We start from the raw sequence: 15,929 nt of genomic DNA, 5'->3' as shown, positions 1-15,929 counted from the left end.
GCCGAACGGCCTCGGTCCCCAACTTTACCGGGAAGCACGGGGCGAACCCGCTCCCACTGCTCGTCGCTTAATCCGTGTCGATCCAAGATGGCGCTCCCTTCGCCAGTCTTGAATCCGATCCGCGCGGAAAAAGGAATCCCTTAAATGTCCACACGCCTTAATCTTCGGCTATGAGCATGAACGTCCGGACTATGATTTCTCCGGCTTCGGTTCGGTCGAAAGCCACAGGGCCGATATCGACAGCGTCTATGCGCTGGCGGTGGTGAAGCCTCTTGTCGGCTTGTCGCTGACCGGTGGCGTGCGGCATGACGATCACAGCCAGTTCGGCGGCGCGACGACATTTGGCGCCAATGCGAACTACACGCCCAATAACGGCGCGACCAACATCCGCATGAGCTATGGTGAGGGGTTCAAGGCGCCTTCGCTCTACCAGCTTTACGGCACCGATGTCGGCAATGCGGGCCTGCGTCCGGAGCGGTCGAAAAGCTATGATATCGGCTTCGACCAAAGGCTGGGCGGCGACCGGGCGATCCTGTCCGTCACGGCATTCCGGCGCGATACCAAGGACCAGATCAATTACGATTATTCGATCGGTCTTTACGGCGGGTACAACAATCTCGACCGCACCCGCGCAAAGGGGGTGGAGGCGATGCTGACGTTGAAGCCGGTTGACGCGCTGACCTTCACCGCCGCCTATAGCTATGTCGATGCGCGGGACCGCAATACGGATGCCCGCTTGCCGCGCCGCGCCGCCAATGCGGTGAGCGTTTCGGCGGACTATGTCTGGCCCTTCGGCCTGTCGACCGGCGCGACGGTGACGATGGTGGGCGACAGCTTCAACGATGCGACCAACGCGGTCCGGCTGGACGGCTATGCGGTGGCGGACGTGCGGGCGTCTTTCCCGATCATGGAAAATCTGGAAATCTATGGCCGCATCGACAATCTCACCGATGAGAAATATGCCACTGTCCATGGCTATGGCACCTATGGCCGTTCGGCCTTCGGTGGCGTGCGTGTCCGCTTCTGATGAATGCCTAACGACGCGGCGCGGGGTTCACCCGCGCCGCGCCCTTGCGCGCAGCCCCGTCAAGCTGCGCCACGATGGAGCGAGCGGCCTCGACATAGGCGGGGCCGCCGCACACAGTCCAGGCCTGCGGCAGGCGGATGCGCGGGATGGCGCGCAAGATGGGGTGGCGCAGCATCTCCGTCCCCTGATCGACGATCTCTTCGCTGCCGTTCTCCACGATCAGCCAATCCGGGCGGGCGGCGATCATCTCCTCCAGTGGAAGTTGCGACAAAGCGGGCTTGCCGAGCTTCCCCGCCAGATTGACCAAGCCAGCGCGCTTCATCAGATCATCAACCAGCGTGCCGGTGCCGGTCATATAGCCGCGCCGCTGATAATAGGCCGCCACTCCGCCGCGCTTCGGCCGGGGCAGAGCGGCAAGGTCGCGGTTCATGCGCGCGATCAGCGCTTCGCCACGCTGGGGATGGCCCACCGCCGCCGCGACCTGGCGGATTTGCTGGAGGATCATGGGATAGCTGTCCGCGCTTGCCAGCCCCAAAGTCCGCCATTGTCCCGGAGGCGCGCCCACCACGCTGCCTCCCGCAGGAAAGCCGACCAGCAGATCGGGCCGCAGCGCCAGCACTTCCTCGCTGGGTCGTTTGAGCGTCCGAAAATGTTGCGCCTTGCCGACCGCCGCCGAAAGTTCGGGATCATGGCCATAAGGGCTGAGCGCGGCGATCTGCGCCGGATCTGCCAGCGCCAGCACATATTGGTCTGCGCAGGTATTGAGCGATACGATGCGCTTGGGCGGAGCGGGCGCGGCGCCGGTCAGCATGAGTGCGCAAAGTGCCGCAATGACTATCCTGCCTTGCATCCCGTTGTTCCTGGTTTCCGCCTCAAACGCCCCGTGCTCCTGCCTGCGCAGGAGCACGGCTGCATGTTGAGGCAGTGCTGTAGCAAGCAACGAAGGACGCGCAAGCCATGAGCATCCGCCGTCACCCCTTGCTGATTCCCGCGCTGATCCTGCTGATGCTGATCGCCGCGCTCGGCTCCGTCACGCTGGGGGCCGTGCCGCTCTCTCCGGCGCGCATCCTTGCCGTTCTGACCGGTGGCGGCGATGATGTCGCCCGCGCCATCCTGATCGACTTGCGGCTGCCGCGCATGTTGCTGGGCCTGATCGTCGGGGCGATGCTGGGCCTGTCGGGCGCGGCGTTGCAGGGCTATCTGCGCAATCCGCTGGCCGAACCCTCCGTACTGGGGGCGTCAAATGCCGCCGCCCTTGGCGCTGTCTGCGCGCTGTATTTCGGTTTGGCGCAAATGCATCCGCTGGCGCTTCCCGCGCTTGCCATAACGACCAGCTTGATCGGCATCGGCGCACTGTTCCTGCTTGCCGGGCCTGCGGAAAGCCCGCTCACCCTGATCCTCGCCGGGATCGCCATCGCCACGCTGAGCGGAGCGGGGATCAGCCTGTCCCTGAATCTCTCGCCCAATCCCTTCGCGGCGATGGAGATTATGAGCTGGCTGATGGGCAGCTTGGAAAACCGCGCCTACAGCCATGTCTGGATTGCGTTGCCCTGTGTTGCGGTGGGCGCTGCGCTGCTGATCGCGGATGGCCGGACGCTCGACGCGCTGACGCTGGGCGAGGACGGCGCACAGGCGCTGGGCATCGACCTGCGCCGGGCGCGGTTGCGGCTGATGCTGGGCGTTGCCATCGGCGTGGGCGGGGCGGTGGCGGTGTCGGGCGCGATCGGTTTCGTCGGGCTGATCGTGCCGCATCTGGTGCGACCGCTGACCGACCGCTCGCCTTCCGCGATCCTGTTGCCCTCCATGCTGGGCGGTGCGGTGCTGCTGACGCTGGCGGACATCGGCGTCAGGCTCATTCCGACCAGCAGCGAACTCAAGCTAGGGGTGCTGACGGCCTTGCTGGGCGTGCCCGTCTTCCTGATCCACCTGATGCGGGAGCGGCGGCTATGGTGACGATCCGCGCACAGGGTCTGTCCGTCCGCCTCGGCCGTCATCCGGCGGTGAACGGCATCGACCTTTATCTGGAGCCGGGGCAGCTTGTCGGCATCATCGGCCCCAATGGCGCGGGGAAGTCGACGCTGATCCGGGCCATGCTGGGCCTTATAAAGCGGGAAAATGGCTCGGTGCTGATCGACGGCACCGACAGCGCGCATATGACCCGGCGGGCCATGGCGAGGCGCATCGCCTATCTGCCGCAGGGGCAGACTTTGCACTGGCCGCTGGCGGTGGAGCGGCTGGTGGCGCTCGGCCGAATGCCGCATCTGGGGCCTTTATCGCGCCTATCGGTGGAGGACGAAGCGCTGATCGACGCTGCGCTGGCGCGCGCCGATGCGTTGCATCTGAAGGGGCGGGTGGCGACCGAGCTGTCCGGCGGCGAGCGTGCCCGCGTACTGCTCGCCCGCGCCCTGGCGGTGGGCGCGCCCGCACTGATCGCGGACGAGCCTTTGGCTGCGCTCGATCCAGGGCATCAGATCGACGTCATGGATTTGCTGAAAGCAGAGGCGCAGGCCGGATCGCTGGTCGTCACCGTGTTGCACGATCTCGGCATGGCAGCGCGCTATTGCGACCGGCTGGTGCTGATGGATCGCGGTTCGCTGGTAGCGGACGGCGCGGCGCTCGATGTGCTGACGGAGGCGAGCCTTGCCAGCGTCTACGGCATTTCCGCTCGCATTGATGCGAGCGGAAAGTGGCCGCTGATCCTGCCTATGGGAAGGGTGAAGTCCTAACCCCTACTCCGCGAAGGACCGGGGAGCCGGGGCCACCACCGTGAACGCCCCCGCGCCGATTTCCGATACTTCCAGTGCCCGTTCGGCAATGCCGTCGCGTCCGAAGCGGAATGCCCCGTCTATCCCGGAAAAGCCGCCCGCATCGCGCAGCCGCGCCGCCGGGAAGGTCGTGCCCGGCTTCCAGTCGCGGGCGATCCGCACCGTCAGCAGCACCGAATCATAGCCCAGGGCGGAAAGCCGGAACGGCGCATTGCCGTAGCGCGCCCGATATTTGGTCGCGAGTTGGCTGTAGAGCCCGTCCGAAACGCTGGCGAACCACGCCCCACGCAGCACCGGGCTGGACGCCAGTCCGCTGTCGGTGTTCCACAATTCCGTGCCCAGCAGCCGCGCCGTCGCGCCGCCATTTTTCCGCACGACCGGCGCCACCTGCATCGCCACCCGGCCGCTGTCCGCGATCAGCAGCGCGTCATAGCTGGAGGAGGCATGCAATTTCTTCACCGCCGCCGTGATCGACGCCTGGTTCCGGTCGAATGTCTGCATCGACACGACGGTTCCGCCGGCACCCTCCACGGCGCGGAGCAGGGACGTCCCCGACCGCTCGCCATAGACGCCCTTGGGCACCAGCGCGGCGAATTTCGACAACCCCTTGCCCTTGGCGAATTCCACCACCCGCTCGATCGACTGGTTGGGGTTGTAGCCCATGATGTAGACGCCGTTTCCGGCCACGCTGCTGTCGTTGGAGAAGCTGATCACCGGCACGTTCGCCCGCGCCGCGATGGGTCCGACGATTCGCGCATCCTCCGCCAGCAACGGCCCCAGGATCAGCTTGTTGCCGTCCGCCAGCGCCTTGTTCGCCGCCGCCGCCGCGCCGACGCCCGTGTCATAGGTGGTGATGCGGACCTTGTCGGCCTTGGTGTCCAGCAGTGCCAGCGTGGTCGCATTGGCGATGGACTGGCCGACGCCCGCATTGGGGCCGCTCATCGGCACCAGCAGCGCGACGCGGTGGCGCAACGTGTCGGTGGGCAGGCCTTCGGTGACTTCGGGGCCGGTCTGCGTCGGGCCGGGCTGGGCCGGGCCGGGGCCCTTGGGCACGATGGACTGACAGGCGGCGACCAGCAGCGCGGTGGCTGCGAACAAAATCCGCCCGGCGCGTTGCATTCCCACCCCTTTCATCAAAGCGAACAAGTCCGCTTGCCGGGGGGCATCCGTCTCTGTCATCTGGCGTCCTTATGGAAACTGATATCATTAGGCTTGAGGCTGGGCTTTACATCGTTGCAGGGCCGATCGGCAACCTTGGAGACCTTACCCCCCGCGCGGCCGAAGTCCTGCGGCTGGCCGACGTGATCGCCGTGGAAGATACACGGGTCAGCGCACGTTTGCTGCGCCATGCCGGGTCGGACCGGCCGATGGTCCCCTATCACGACCATAGCGCCGAAGGGGTGCGCGCCCGCCTGATCGAGCGGATGGCGAGCGAATCGGTCGCGCTGCTGTCGGATGCCGGGACGCCGCTCATCTCCGATCCGGGCTATAAGCTGGTGCGCGACGCCCGCGCCGCCGGGCGCAGCATCACGACGCTGCCCGGTCCCAGCGCCGCCATTGCTGCGCTCACTTTGTCGGGCCTGCCGACCGACCGGTTCCTCTTCATGGGCTTCCTGCCGTCCAAGCAGAAGGCACGTGGCGATGTCCTGGGCGAAGTCGTGGCCCTCCGCGCTACCCTAGTCTTTTACGAAAGCGGCCCGCGCCTTTCGGAATGCCTCGCCGCCATGGCCGAGCATCTGGGCGATCGCGAAGCCGCCGTCTCCCGCGAGATCAGCAAGACCTTCGAGGAAACCGCCACCGGCACGCTGACGGAACTGTCCGCCCGCTATGCCGATGCGCCGCCCAAGGGCGAGATTGTCGTCATCGTCGGCCCGCCCGGCGAAGCGCCGCCCGCCAGCGCGGAGGATGCCGATGCCGCGCTGCTCGAAGCCATGGAGCGCCTTCCCGTCTCCAAGGCGGCGGGGGAGGTGGCCAGGAAACTGGGCCTCGACCGCCGCGCCCTTTACGACCGGGCGCTGGAACTCAAAGGGTGAAGAAGCAGGTAGCCGAAAAACGCGGACGGCAGGCCGAACGCATTGCGGGCTGGTGGCTGCGGCTCAAGGGCTGGCAGATTGTCGGCCGCCGGATGCGCACGCCAGCGGGCGAGGTCGATCTGGTCGCCCGGCGCGGCAGGATGCTGGCCTTTGTCGAGGTCAAGGCCCGTGCCAACGGCGCCGATCTCGACCTGGCAATAGACGAACGCCGCCTCTCGCGGGTCGCCGCAGCGGCGGAAATCCTCTTCTACGACCTCGCGAAACCGGGCGATGACATGCGAATCGACGTGATGCTCCTTGCACCGGGCCGCCCGCCGCGCCATCTGGCGAATGTCTGGCATGGGGTGTGAATCGACCTCCGTTCGCCCTGAGTAGACCCTGAGCTTGTCGAAGGGGCGTATCGAAGGGCGGGTGTGGGACGGTGCTTCGAAACGGGGACAAGCTCAGCCCTGCTCAGCACGAACGGAAGAAGAGGAAACGATTGCAGTGACCCAGCTCAACCCGCTCACCGTCGCCGTGCAGATGGACCCGATGGAGGGGATCAAGATCGGCGGCGATTCGACCTTCCACATCATGCTGGCGGGGCAGGCGAGGGGGCATCGCCTTTATCATTATCTCGCCACCGACCTGACCTATCGCGACGGCCGCGTGCTGGCCAAGGCGCGCCCGGTGAAGGTGCAGAAGGTCGAAGGCGACCATTATGTCTTCGGTGAGCCGGAGATGCTGGACCTGGGCCGCGACGTCGATGTGGTGCTGATGCGGCAGGACCCGCCCTTCGACCTCAGCTACATCACCGCCACGCATCTTCTGGAGCGGGTGCAGGAAGAGACGCTGGTGGTGAATGACCCGGCCTCCGTCCGCAACGCGCCGGAAAAGCTGTTCGTGCTCGATTATGCGCGCTTCATGCCGCCCACGATGATCACCCGCGATCTGGAGGAGGTGAAGTCCTTCCTCGCCCAGCATGGCGAAGTGGTGGTGAAGCCGCTCTATGGCAATGCGGGCAACGCCGTCTTCCATGTCGGGCGGTCCGGCGCGAATCTTTGCGCGCTGGTGGAACTGTTCAACGCCTCCTGGGTCGAACCCTTCATGGTCCAGGCCTTCATTCCCGGCGTTGCGGAGGGCGACAAGCGCATCGTGCTGGTGGACGGCGAAGTCGCGGGCGCAGTCAACCGCATCCCCGGCGCGGGCGAAATCCGCTCCAACCTCGCTGTCGGCGGTTCGGCGGCGAAGACCGTCCTCACCGAACGCGAACTGGAAATCTGCGAAGCGCTTGGCCCGGAACTCAAGCGGCGCGGGCTTCTTTTTGTCGGCATCGACGTGATCGGCGGCGAATGGCTGACGGAAATCAACGTGACCTCCCCCACCGGTATCGTTTCCATCGACGCATTCAACGGCACTGACACGGGCGGCATGATCTGGGACGCCATCGACGCCCGGCTGGCGGCGCGGGCGGCCGCCTGAGCCACGCCGCGTCATGACCGACTGGGTTCTCCGCCTGATCGACGCGGGCGGCTATTGGGGCATTTTCGCCCTGATGGTGATCGAGAATATATTTCCGCCGATCCCGTCGGAACTGATCATGGGGATCGGCGGCATCCGCGTCGGGCAGGGACGGATGGAGATGGGATGGCTGCTCTTCGCGGGCACCATGGGGACGACCGTCGGCAATTATTTCTGGTATCTGATCGGGCATCAACTGGGCTTCGGCCGGTTGAAGCCGCTGGTCGACCGCTATGGCCGCTGGGCCACTCTGGAATGGCATGACGTCGAAAAGCTCGACCATATATTCGGCAAATATGGGCAGATCGTGGTGTTCGTCTTCCGCTTCATGCCCGCCTTGCGCACGATGATCTCGCTGCCCGCCGGTCTGTTCCGGATGGGGCATGTGCGCTTCCTGTTGTGGACCAGCGGCGGCGCGCTGATCTGGAACATCATCCTTGCCTATGCGGGCTATATCCTCGGCCAGAATTTCCGCGACATCGACCGATATGTCGGGCCTGCGGCGACGGCCTGCGTTGTCGGGGCGGTCCTCTTCTATCTCTGGCGGCTGGCGACCTGGAAGCCCCGCGGTTAGGCCCGCGGATGCGCATTCCGGTAGATGTCGAGCAGATGCGCCGCATCCACCTGCGTATAGATTTGCGTGGAGGACAGGCTGGCATGGCCCAGCAGCTCCTGCAACGACCGCAAATCCGCCCCACGGCCCAGCAGATGCGTCGCGAAACTGTGTCGCAGCGCATGCGGCGTCGTGCGGTCGGATAGCCCCAACCGCCCACGCGCGCCCTGCACCGCCCGACGGATCAACGCAGGGGAAAGCGGCCCACCCCGCGCGCCCCGGAATAGCGGCGCGTCTCTCTCGGCTCCAAAGGGGCAGAGCGCCACATAAGCCTCGATCGCGCTGCGCACTTGCGGCAGCAGCGGCACGATCCGCGTCTTGCCCCGCTTGCCCGTCACCCGCAGCGTTTCGCCCAGCGGCAGCACAGCCCCTGTCAGCCCCATCGCCTCCCCGATGCGCAGGCCCGCGCCATAGAGCAGCAACAGCACGGCCCAGTCCCGCGCCCCGATCCATTCCTCCCGCGCCGTTTCCGCGATGTCGCCAGCCAGCGCCACCGCTTCGTCGGGCGACACCGGGCGGGGCAGTCCGCGCTTCACCCTCGGCCCCTTCAGCAGCGGCACCCGCGCATCCTCCCCGCCGACGAATCTCAGGAAGCCCCGCACTGCCGACAATTCCCGCGCCGCCGATACATTGCCGATCCCGTCCATCCGACGGACGGTGAGAAAGGCACGCAAATCCGCCTGCTCGATCCCCGCCAGCGTCGCTGCCGTCACCGCCTCGCCGCGATGTTCCTCCAGAAAGGCGACCAGCCGTTCCGCCGTCGCCACATAGGCGCGCACCGTATGCACCGACCGTCGTCGGTCGAGCGCCAGATGCCGCCGCCATTGTTCGCAAAGATCGCCCGAAGCTGTCATGGCGCCCTTGTAGGCCAGGCGATCGCCCTTGAAAACCGCCCGAAAATGGGCACATGGGATGGGACATGGCAACTCCCTTCGACCTGGCCGACCTCCCGACCGGCACGCTGATGCGGCTTTCCCCATTGGTGGGGCGCGTGCTGGCGCCCAATCCTTCGCCCTTCACCTATACGGGCACGCAGACCTATGTGGTGGGTGGGGAGGATGTCGCTGTGATCGATCCCGGCCCGGACGATCCGGCGCATCTCGACGCGCTGCTTGACGCGATAGGCGGCCGCCCGGTGACGGCGATCCTCTGCACCCACACGCATCGCGACCACAGCCCCGCCGCCGCGCCGCTGAGCGAGCGGACCGGCGCGCCGGTTATCGGCTGCGCGCCGCTGACGCTGGAGGATGACGGTCCCCGCGCCGATGCCGCCTTCGACGCGGCCTATCGCCCGGATCGGGTGCTGGCGGACGGCGAGCAGATTGACGGCCGGGGCTGGACGCTCGCCGCCGTGGCCACGCCCGGCCATACCTCCAATCATCTCTGCTTTGCGCTGCTGGAGGAAAAGGCCCTCTTCACCGGCGATCATGTGATGGGCTGGTCCACCAGCATCGTCTCGCCGCCCGATGGGGACATGGCGGCCTATATGGCCTCGATGCAGCGTCTGCTCGACCGGACCGATACGGTCTATTACCCGGCCCATGGCGATCCGGTCGATAATCCGCAGCGGCTGGTGCGTGGCATGATGGGCCATCGTAGGCAGCGCGAGGGCCAGATATTGCGCTTTCTGGAGCGCAACGGGGCGTCGGAAATCCCGGCCATGGTCATCGAAATGTACAAGGGCGTCGACCCGCGCCTGCACAGCGCGGCGGGGCGTTCGGTGCTGGCCCATCTGATCGACCTCGACGGGCGCGGCATCGCCGCCGCGACGGGGGACGGGCGATGGCAATTGCGCTGAAACGCTTTGCCGGTCCGATTCTCGCCGGGCTGGCCCTGCTTGCCGTGGGAGCGGCGATGCTGATCGGCTGGCACCGCTATGATCGCGACTATGCGGTGAGCGTGGAGGATGACGGCACCGCCGTCACCAAAGTCATTGCCCAACGGTTCGCCGGCGCCTCCAGCCTCAAGGTTTCCGAACTGTCCGGCACGATTCAGAGCACGGCGCAGGATGTGCGCGGCTTCGGCTGGCTGAAATCCGATCAGGTCGTGAAGATGCCTTTCTCGGTCGATTATTTCATCGACGTCAGCGGCATTAGCGCGAGCGACCTCGAATGGAACGAAAAGACCCGCACGCTGATCGTCAACGCGCCCGACGTGAAGCCGGGCCGCCCCAATATCGACGAAAGCCGCCGCACACTGGTGCAGACCAACGGCATCATCGTCACCCGGAGCGCGGGGGAGGAACTCAGCCGCCGAACATCGGTGCATGCGCAGGGGCGCGCCGAAAAGGAGGCCCGTTCGCCCGAACGCATGGCGCAGGCCCGTGATTATGGCCGCGCCGCGTTGGGCAAACTGCTTGGCGCGCCCTTATCAGCGCTCGGCTATGGCGATGCGCGAGTGATCGTCACTTTCCCGCCGGAACGGGCGGATGCGAACCGCGAACGATGGGACGTGACCACCCCCATCAATGAGGTACTGGCCAACAAGCGCCGCTCAGGCTAGGGCGCGCTTCAATTGGGCCCTTCAAGGAGTAGGGTAGGGACATGAACGCCATCACCGGAATCCCGCAGGGGATCGACCTGCGCGCGGAAATCGACCGGCTGCGCAAGGAACGCAATGCCGTCATCCTCGGCCATTATTATCAGAAGCCGGAAATCCAGGACCTGTCCGATTTCGTCGGCGACTCGCTCGAACTGTCGCGCAAGGCGGCGGAGACGGACGCGGACGTCATCGCTTTCTGCGGCGTGCGCTTCATGGCGGAAACGGCGAAAATCCTCTCGCCGGAAAAGATCGTGATCTTGCCCGACATGGATGCGGGCTGCTCGCTGGAGGACAGTTGTCCGCCCGCGCAGTTCAAGGCGTTCCGGGAGGCGCATCCCGATCATATCGCGCTCAGCTACATCAACTGCTCGGCGGAGGTGAAGGCGCTCAGCGACATCATCGTCACCAGTTCGTCGGCGGAAAAGATACTGGCGCAGATTCCCAAGGACCAGAAGATCATCTTCGGCCCCGACAAGCATCTGGGCGGCTATCTGAAGCGCAAGCTGGGCCGCGACATGCTGCTCTGGCCGGGCGTCTGCATCGTGCATGAAGCGTTCAGCGAGACCGAATTGCTGAAGCTCAAGGCCCAGCACCCGGACGCCCCCATCGCCGCGCATCCGGAATGCCCGCCCTATATCGTGGATCATGCCGATTATGTCGGCTCGACCAGCGGCATATTGGAATTTTCCAAGACCATGCCCGGCGATACGCTGATCGTCGCCACCGAACCGCACATCATCCACCAGATGCAGAAGGCGGTGCCGGAAAAGACCTTCATCGGCGCGCCCGGCGCGGACGGCAATTGCAACTGCAATATCTGCCCGTACATGGCGCTTAACACGATGGAAAAGCTGTATCTGGCGCTGCGCGACCTCCAGCCCCGCATCGAGATGGATGAGCAACTGCGCCTCGGCGCGAAGAAGAGCCTCGACCGCATGCTCGAAATGGCGAGCAACACGGTCGGGCAGGGCGATTTGGGCGCGCGCTGATGGAAAGCGTCGCGAAAGGGCTTGCCGGATCATGAACTTCTCGCTCCCCGGCTTCGATCTGGGTGCCTTCGTCGCCTCCACCCTGGCGGAAGACCTTGGCCCCGACGGCCGCGACGTCACCAGCGAAGCGGTGATCCCCGCCGACGCGATCTTCGACGGGGTGATGGACAGCCGCGACGCGGTGACGCTGGCCGGCCTGCCCATCGCGGCGGCCTTCTTCCGCGCTCTCGACCCGGATGTGGAGATCGAACTGCTGAGGGAGGATGGCGACCGCGTGGCGGCGGGCACCGACATCATGCGCATCCGGGGCAAGGCCCGCGCCATGCTGACCGCCGAACGGTCCGCGCTCAACACGGTCCAGCACCTGACCGGCATCGCCACCATGACCCGCGCCTATGTCGACGCGATTCTGGGCACTGGGGCGACGTTGCTCGATACCCGCAAGACCATTCCGGGACTGCGCGTGCTGGAGAAATATGCGACCCGCATGGGTGGGGCGACCAATCACCGCATGGGGCTTTGGGATGCGGCGATGATCAAGGACAATCATGTCGCCGTCGCCGGATCGGTCGAGGAAGCCGTCCGCCGCGCCGCCGCCGCTGGCATCGCCAGCATCATCGTGGAGGTCGACCGCGTGGATCAGATCGAACCCGCGCTCGCTGCGGGAGCCACGCACCTGCTGCTCGACAATATGGACGCGCCCACCCTGCGCGGGGCGGTGACGCTGGTCGGCGGGCGGGTGCCGACCGAAGCATCAGGCGGCGTGACGCTGGAAACCATTCGGGCCAAGGCGGAAACCGGCGTGACCTATATCAGCGTCGGCCGCCTCACCCAGTCGGCGCCCGCCGCTGATATCGGGCTGGATTTCGCCTTCGCTTAAGGCCTAGCTATCCGAAGAGATCGCCCAGGAAATCGACCATCGAACGGAAGCTGCGATGGTCGGCGTCGGGATTATAGGCCAGGCCCCTTTCCGGCATGTTCGCATCATGGTCGGTGAAGGCGTGGCCGGTGCGGCCATAGGCGTGAATCTGCCAGTCGCAGCCGGCTTCGGTCAGTTCCTTCGCCAGCGCGACGGTGGCCTCCGGCGGAGCGATGGGGTCGTCCCAGCCGTGGCAGACCAGTAATTTCGCCGTGATCTTCGCATTGGGGAAGGGCGGCGCTTCATAGACGCCGTGGAAGCTGACGCCGCCCGCAATGTCAGCGCCGGAACGGGCGAGGTCGAGCACGCATCGGCCGCCGAAACAGAAGCCGATGGCGGCGGTACGGTTCCCGTCCGCTTCGGGCAGGGATTTCAGCAGGGCGTGGGCGGCGTTCACCCGGTCGCGCAGCAGGGCGCGGTCGGCGTTCAGTTCGGCCATATAGCGGCCCATGTCGGGATCGGCGCGGGTGGTGCGCTTGCCCTGGCCGAAGACATCCACGACGAGGACGGCATAGCCGAGCGCCGCGACCCTTTCGGCATAGGCGAAATCGGCTTCCTTGGTGCCCAGGACATTGGGGAAGAGCAGGACGCCGGGGCGCGGGGAGGCGGTCGCTGCATCGAACACCGCCATGCTCTCGAACGGGCCGCCGGGGCCTTCATGGATGGTGACGCGGCGGGTGATGGTCATGGCTGGTCCCTCAATGATTTGGCGAACTGAAAGGCGAAAATAAAATGGTGCCGGGGAACGGCAGGATCGATACTGTTGCGTTCCTATCCGACCTATAGGCTACCGTAGCCGGGGGCTTCGCCGCGCGCGTTGCCGTCGATGCGGGTCGGGCGCTTCCAGCCGATGCGGGGGCGTTTGCGCAGGCGGAGGGTCGGCCAGTCGCCCCGATCGGCGCGTTCGGCAAGGCGCATGCCCTGGGCGCGATAGGCGGCGAGCACCGCTTCCGTCTGTTCCCTGAGCAGGCCCGCCAGCACGATGGTGCCGCCTTCCTCGACCATTGCGCAGAGCGAGGGGGCGAGTTCGATCAGCGGCCCGGCCAGGATGTTGGCGATCAGCAGATCATAGGGCGCGCGGGTGGCGATGGCCGGGTGATCCACGCCCGCCGCGGTGTAGAGGGCGAGCTGCCCTTGCCCCTTGCCGGTCGCCACGCCGTTGGCGGCGGCATTGGCCGCGCTGATCTCCACGGCGACCGGATCGATGTCGGACGCCGTCGCATAGGCCCTTGGCCACAGGTGCAGCGCCGCGAAGGCCAGCAGGCCGGTGCCGGTCCCGATGTCCGCGACATTGCCGAATCGCATGCCGACGCGGCGCATCCGGTCCAGCATGATCAGGCAGCCCGCCGTGGTTTCATGCTGGCCGGTGCCGAAGGCGCGGCTCGCCTCGATCAGGAAATTGATGTGGCGGGGGGCCTTCGGATCGCTGGCGAGATTGCGGACGTGGAAGCGGCCTGCGGTGACCGGTTCCAGCCCCTGCTGGCTCAGCGTCACCCAATCTTCGTCGGGAAGCTGTTCCACCTGCGGCTTGACCCCTGCGGCGCTGGGCACGAGGGAGCGGAGCAGCCGGATCGCCGCAGGGCTGGGCTGGCCTTCGAAATAGGCGTCCAGACGCCAGCTTTCCTCATTGTCCGGTTCCGCCTCGCTGGTCATCAGCACGGGCGGGCGGTCCATCAGGGCGAAGGCGGCGATGTCGCCGTCCAGCGCTTCCGCCTCGGCGCGGGTGCAGGGGAAGGTGACTTTCCAGCTTTGCGCCTGGGATTGGGCTGGCGCGGTGGGGTGGGCGTCGTCGTTCATGCCGCCGCCTTTAGCCCGTTGCGGGAAAGAGGGGAAGCGTGTCCCTAGAGGACTTCGCTTGCCCGTTCCGGTGGGCGGGCGATCACCGCACCCTTGTCCGTGATGACGATGGCGCGTTCGATCAGGATCGGGTGCTGCGCCATGGCGTCGAGGACTGCCTTGTCGTCCTGCAAGTCGAGGCCGATTTCCTTGACGACCGCCTCACCCTTGCGGACAGCCTCGGACGGGCGGACCCCTGCCTTCGCCAGCACCGCTTCGATTTCGGCGCGGCTGGGCGGGGTCTTGAGATATTCGACCACCTCGACCTCAACCCCCGGCGTCGCTTCGAGGATCGCCAGCGCTTGCCGTGATTTCGAGCAGCGGGCATTGTGCCAGATGGTGGCCTTCACGCCTGCTCGTCCTTCGCCAACCACTCTTCCAGCCACTTGATCGTATAGTCGCCGTTGAGGAAATCCGGGTCGGTCAGCAGCTTCTGGTGGAGCGGGATCGTGGTCTTCATGCCCTCGATCACATATTCCTCCAGCGCGCGTTTCAGGCGCATGATGCAGCCTTCGCGGGTGCGGCCGTAGACGATCAGCTTGCCGATCATGCTGTCATAATAGGGCGGCACCCTGTAGCCCTGATAGAGGCCGCTATCGACGCGGACATGCATGCCGCCCGGTACATGATAGCTGGTGACGGTGCCCGGCGACGGCGCGAAGGTGCGGGGGTCTTCCGCGTTGATGCGGCATTCAATGGCGTGGCCGTGAAATTCGATATCTTCCTGCGCGACCGAGAGCGGCTTGCCCTCCGCCACCCGGATCTGTTCGCGGACCAGATCGACGCCGGTGATCATTTCCGTCACCGGATGTTCCACCTGAAGGCGGGTGTTCATCTCGATGAAGTAGAATTCGCCGTCTTCCCACAGAAATTCGATCGTGCCCGCGCCGCGATAGCCCATGTCGGCCATCGCCTTGCGCACCACTTCGCCCATCCGGTCGCGCTCGGCGGCGGAGAGGACGGGGGAGGGGGCTTCCTCCAGCACCTTCTGGTGGCGGCGCTGGAGCGAGCAGTCGCGCTCGCCCAGATGGATCGCATTGCCGTTGCCGTCGCCGAAGACCTGGAATTCGATATGCCGGGGATTGCCCAGATATTTTTCCATATAGACGGTGTCGTCACCGAAGGCGGCCTTCGCCTCGCTGCCCGCCTGCTTCATCGATGTTTCGAGCAGGTCTTCGCTGGGCACGACCTTCATGCCGCGACCGCCGCCGCCCGATGCCGCCTTGATCAGGACGGGATAGCCGATCTTCGCGGCCACTTCCTTGGCTTCCTCGACGCTGCTGAGCGCGCCGTCGGAGCCGGGGACCAGCGGCAGGCCGAGCGCGCCAGCGGTGCGCTTCGCCTCCACCTTGTCGCCCATGATGCGGATATGTTCGGGCTTTGGGCCGACGAAGGCGATATTGTGCGCCTCCACGATTTCGGCGAACTGGGCGTTTTCCGACAGGAAGCCGTAGCCGGGATGGATCGCGTCCGCGCCGGAGATTTCGGCGGCGGAAATGATCGCGGCGACGTTCAGATAGCTGTCCTTGGCCGCCGGGGGCCCGATGCAGATCGCTTCGTCGGCAAGGCGCACATGCATGGCGTCCGCGTCGGCGGTCGAATGGACCGCCACCGTCTTGATGCCCATTTCATGGCAGGCGCGGTGGATGCGGAGCGCGATCTCGCCCCGGTTCGCGATCAGCAGCTTTTCGATGGCCATGGGCGCG

17 protein-coding genes and 1 pseudogene are annotated in these 15,929 nt (G+C 65.9%); 11 read left to right on the top strand and 7 right to left on the bottom strand.

Annotated features, from left to right (window positions below):
• Positions 1-157: 157 nt before the first annotated feature.
• Positions 158-1,027 (top strand): annotated as a pseudogene (locus BV95_RS19660) (TonB-dependent receptor domain-containing protein); the annotation flags it as partial.
• A gap of 7 nt (positions 1,028-1,034) precedes the next feature.
• On the opposite strand, the gene BV95_RS19655 reads toward BV95_RS19660, so the two are convergent.
• A complete protein-coding gene (locus tag BV95_RS19655) occupies positions 1,035-1,877 on the bottom strand; it encodes an ABC transporter substrate-binding protein (protein ID WP_037456172.1) in 843 nt (280 codons plus the stop codon).
• Positions 1,878-1,984: 107 nt separating this feature from the next.
• Here BV95_RS19655 and BV95_RS19650 point away from each other — a divergent pair, with 107 nt between their 5' ends.
• Together BV95_RS19650 and BV95_RS19645 are read left to right on the top strand one after the other, a co-directional pair.
• A complete protein-coding gene (locus tag BV95_RS19650) occupies positions 1,985-2,980 on the top strand; it encodes a FecCD family ABC transporter permease (protein ID WP_037456169.1) in 996 nt (331 codons plus the stop codon).
• Positions 2,974-3,753, top strand: a complete 780-nt coding sequence (locus BV95_RS19645; protein WP_037456166.1) for an ABC transporter ATP-binding protein — start codon at positions 2,974-2,976, stop codon at positions 3,751-3,753. Before BV95_RS19650 ends, BV95_RS19645 begins: the two co-directional genes overlap by 7 nt.
• Before the next feature lie 3 nt (positions 3,754-3,756).
• Here the strand turns inward: BV95_RS19645 and BV95_RS19640 are convergent, their stop codons facing one another.
• On the bottom strand, positions 3,757-4,911 hold the full coding sequence (locus BV95_RS19640) for a penicillin-binding protein activator (RefSeq protein WP_156028719.1): 1,155 nt from the start codon (positions 4,909-4,911) through the stop codon (positions 3,757-3,759).
• 71 nt (positions 4,912-4,982) lie between these two features.
• Here BV95_RS19640 and rsmI point away from each other — a divergent pair, with 71 nt between their 5' ends.
• The 4 genes from rsmI to BV95_RS19620 all read left to right on the top strand — a co-directional run bounded on the left by rsmI (position 4,983) and on the right by BV95_RS19620 (position 7,899).
• A complete protein-coding gene (gene rsmI, locus BV95_RS19635; RefSeq protein ID WP_037456160.1) occupies positions 4,983-5,825 on the top strand; it encodes a 16S rRNA (cytidine(1402)-2'-O)-methyltransferase in 843 nt (280 codons plus the stop codon).
• Entirely contained in the window at positions 5,822-6,175 is a 354-nt protein-coding gene (locus BV95_RS19630) for a YraN family protein (RefSeq protein WP_037456156.1), read from the top strand. The genes rsmI and BV95_RS19630 overlap by 4 nt, the downstream gene beginning before the upstream one ends.
• 136 nt (positions 6,176-6,311) lie before the next feature.
• Entirely contained in the window at positions 6,312-7,286 is a 975-nt protein-coding gene (gene gshB / locus BV95_RS19625) for a glutathione synthase (protein WP_037456153.1), read from the top strand.
• Between the two features lie 13 nt (positions 7,287-7,299).
• Positions 7,300-7,899, top strand: a complete 600-nt coding sequence (locus BV95_RS19620) for a DedA family protein (RefSeq protein WP_037456150.1) — start codon at positions 7,300-7,302, stop codon at positions 7,897-7,899.
• Here BV95_RS19620 and BV95_RS19615 read toward each other — a convergent pair.
• On the bottom strand, positions 7,896-8,792 hold the full coding sequence (locus BV95_RS19615) for a tyrosine recombinase XerC (protein ID WP_037456147.1): 897 nt from the start codon (positions 8,790-8,792) through the stop codon (positions 7,896-7,898). The two genes, BV95_RS19620 and BV95_RS19615, sit on opposite strands and share 4 nt — an antisense overlap.
• A gap of 65 nt (positions 8,793-8,857) precedes the next feature.
• On the opposite strand from BV95_RS19615, the gene BV95_RS19610 reads away from it, so the two are divergent.
• From BV95_RS19610 to nadC, 4 genes are read left to right on the top strand one after another with little or no spacing between them, the layout of a single operon-like run.
• Positions 8,858-9,736, top strand: coding sequence for an MBL fold metallo-hydrolase (locus BV95_RS19610; RefSeq protein ID WP_037456180.1), 879 nt, complete (start codon positions 8,858-8,860; stop codon positions 9,734-9,736).
• Positions 9,721-10,440, top strand: coding sequence for a DUF4230 domain-containing protein (locus tag BV95_RS19605; protein ID WP_037456144.1), 720 nt, complete (start codon positions 9,721-9,723; stop codon positions 10,438-10,440). The genes BV95_RS19610 and BV95_RS19605 overlap by 16 nt, the downstream gene beginning before the upstream one ends.
• Positions 10,441-10,481: 41 nt before the next feature.
• Positions 10,482-11,468, top strand: a complete 987-nt coding sequence (nadA, locus tag BV95_RS19600; protein WP_037456141.1) for a quinolinate synthase NadA — start codon at positions 10,482-10,484, stop codon at positions 11,466-11,468.
• 31 nt (positions 11,469-11,499) lie between these two features.
• Positions 11,500-12,348: a carboxylating nicotinate-nucleotide diphosphorylase gene (gene nadC, locus BV95_RS19595; protein WP_037456138.1), complete on the top strand. Its 849-nt coding sequence runs from the start codon at positions 11,500-11,502 to the stop codon at positions 12,346-12,348.
• 7 nt (positions 12,349-12,355) lie between these two features.
• Here the strand turns inward: nadC and BV95_RS19590 are convergent, their stop codons facing one another.
• From BV95_RS19590 to accC, 4 genes are all read right to left on the bottom strand, one after another.
• Complete coding sequence (locus BV95_RS19590; protein WP_037456136.1) at positions 12,356-13,075, bottom strand: dienelactone hydrolase family protein; 720 nt, start codon at positions 13,073-13,075, stop codon at positions 12,356-12,358.
• Positions 13,076-13,167: 92 nt separating this feature from the next.
• A complete protein-coding gene (locus tag BV95_RS19585) occupies positions 13,168-14,184 on the bottom strand; it encodes a 50S ribosomal protein L11 methyltransferase (protein ID WP_037456133.1) in 1,017 nt (338 codons plus the stop codon).
• A gap of 44 nt (positions 14,185-14,228) precedes the next feature.
• On the bottom strand, positions 14,229-14,573 hold the full coding sequence (gene arsC / locus BV95_RS19580; RefSeq protein WP_037456130.1) for an arsenate reductase (glutaredoxin): 345 nt from the start codon (positions 14,571-14,573) through the stop codon (positions 14,229-14,231).
• Positions 14,570-15,922 (bottom strand): acetyl-CoA carboxylase biotin carboxylase subunit, encoded by a 1,353-nt coding sequence (gene accC / locus BV95_RS19575; protein WP_037456127.1) that lies wholly within the window; start codon positions 15,920-15,922, stop codon positions 14,570-14,572. The genes arsC and accC overlap by 4 nt, the downstream gene beginning before the upstream one ends.
• Positions 15,923-15,929 lie beyond the last annotated feature (7 nt).

It is taken from the genome of Sphingobium chlorophenolicum (genome assembly GCF_000722875.1).
Lineage (GTDB): Bacteria > Pseudomonadota > Alphaproteobacteria > Sphingomonadales > Sphingomonadaceae > Sphingobium > Sphingobium chlorophenolicum.
This window is presented reverse-complemented; position numbering and strand designations above follow the sequence as displayed.

Coding starts and splice junctions, on each gene's coding strand:
- BV95_RS19605 (WP_037456144.1), top strand. CDS start 9,721: ATGGCAATTGCGCTGAAACGCTTTGCCGGTCCGATTCTCGCCGGGCTG.
- BV95_RS19610 (WP_037456180.1), top strand. CDS start 8,858: ATGGCAACTCCCTTCGACCTGGCCGACCTCCCGACCGGCACGCTGATG.
- accC (WP_037456127.1), bottom strand. CDS start 15,922: ATGGCCATCGAAAAGCTGCTGATCGCGAACCGGGGCGAGATCGCGCTC.
- BV95_RS19620 (WP_037456150.1), top strand. CDS start 7,300: ATGACCGACTGGGTTCTCCGCCTGATCGACGCGGGCGGCTATTGGGGC.
- BV95_RS19590 (WP_037456136.1), bottom strand. CDS start 13,075: ATGACCATCACCCGCCGCGTCACCATCCATGAAGGCCCCGGCGGCCCG.
- BV95_RS19645 (WP_037456166.1), top strand. CDS start 2,974: ATGGTGACGATCCGCGCACAGGGTCTGTCCGTCCGCCTCGGCCGTCAT.
- BV95_RS19655 (WP_037456172.1), bottom strand. CDS start 1,877: ATGCAAGGCAGGATAGTCATTGCGGCACTTTGCGCACTCATGCTGACC.
- rsmI (WP_037456160.1), top strand. CDS start 4,983: ATGGAAACTGATATCATTAGGCTTGAGGCTGGGCTTTACATCGTTGCA.
- BV95_RS19640 (WP_156028719.1), bottom strand. CDS start 4,911: ATGCAACGCGCCGGGCGGATTTTGTTCGCAGCCACCGCGCTGCTGGTC.
- BV95_RS19585 (WP_037456133.1), bottom strand. CDS start 14,184: ATGAACGACGACGCCCACCCCACCGCGCCAGCCCAATCCCAGGCGCAA.
- BV95_RS19615 (WP_037456147.1), bottom strand. CDS start 8,792: ATGACAGCTTCGGGCGATCTTTGCGAACAATGGCGGCGGCATCTGGCG.
- BV95_RS19650 (WP_037456169.1), top strand. CDS start 1,985: ATGAGCATCCGCCGTCACCCCTTGCTGATTCCCGCGCTGATCCTGCTG.
- nadA (WP_037456141.1), top strand. CDS start 10,482: ATGAACGCCATCACCGGAATCCCGCAGGGGATCGACCTGCGCGCGGAA.
- nadC (WP_037456138.1), top strand. CDS start 11,500: ATGAACTTCTCGCTCCCCGGCTTCGATCTGGGTGCCTTCGTCGCCTCC.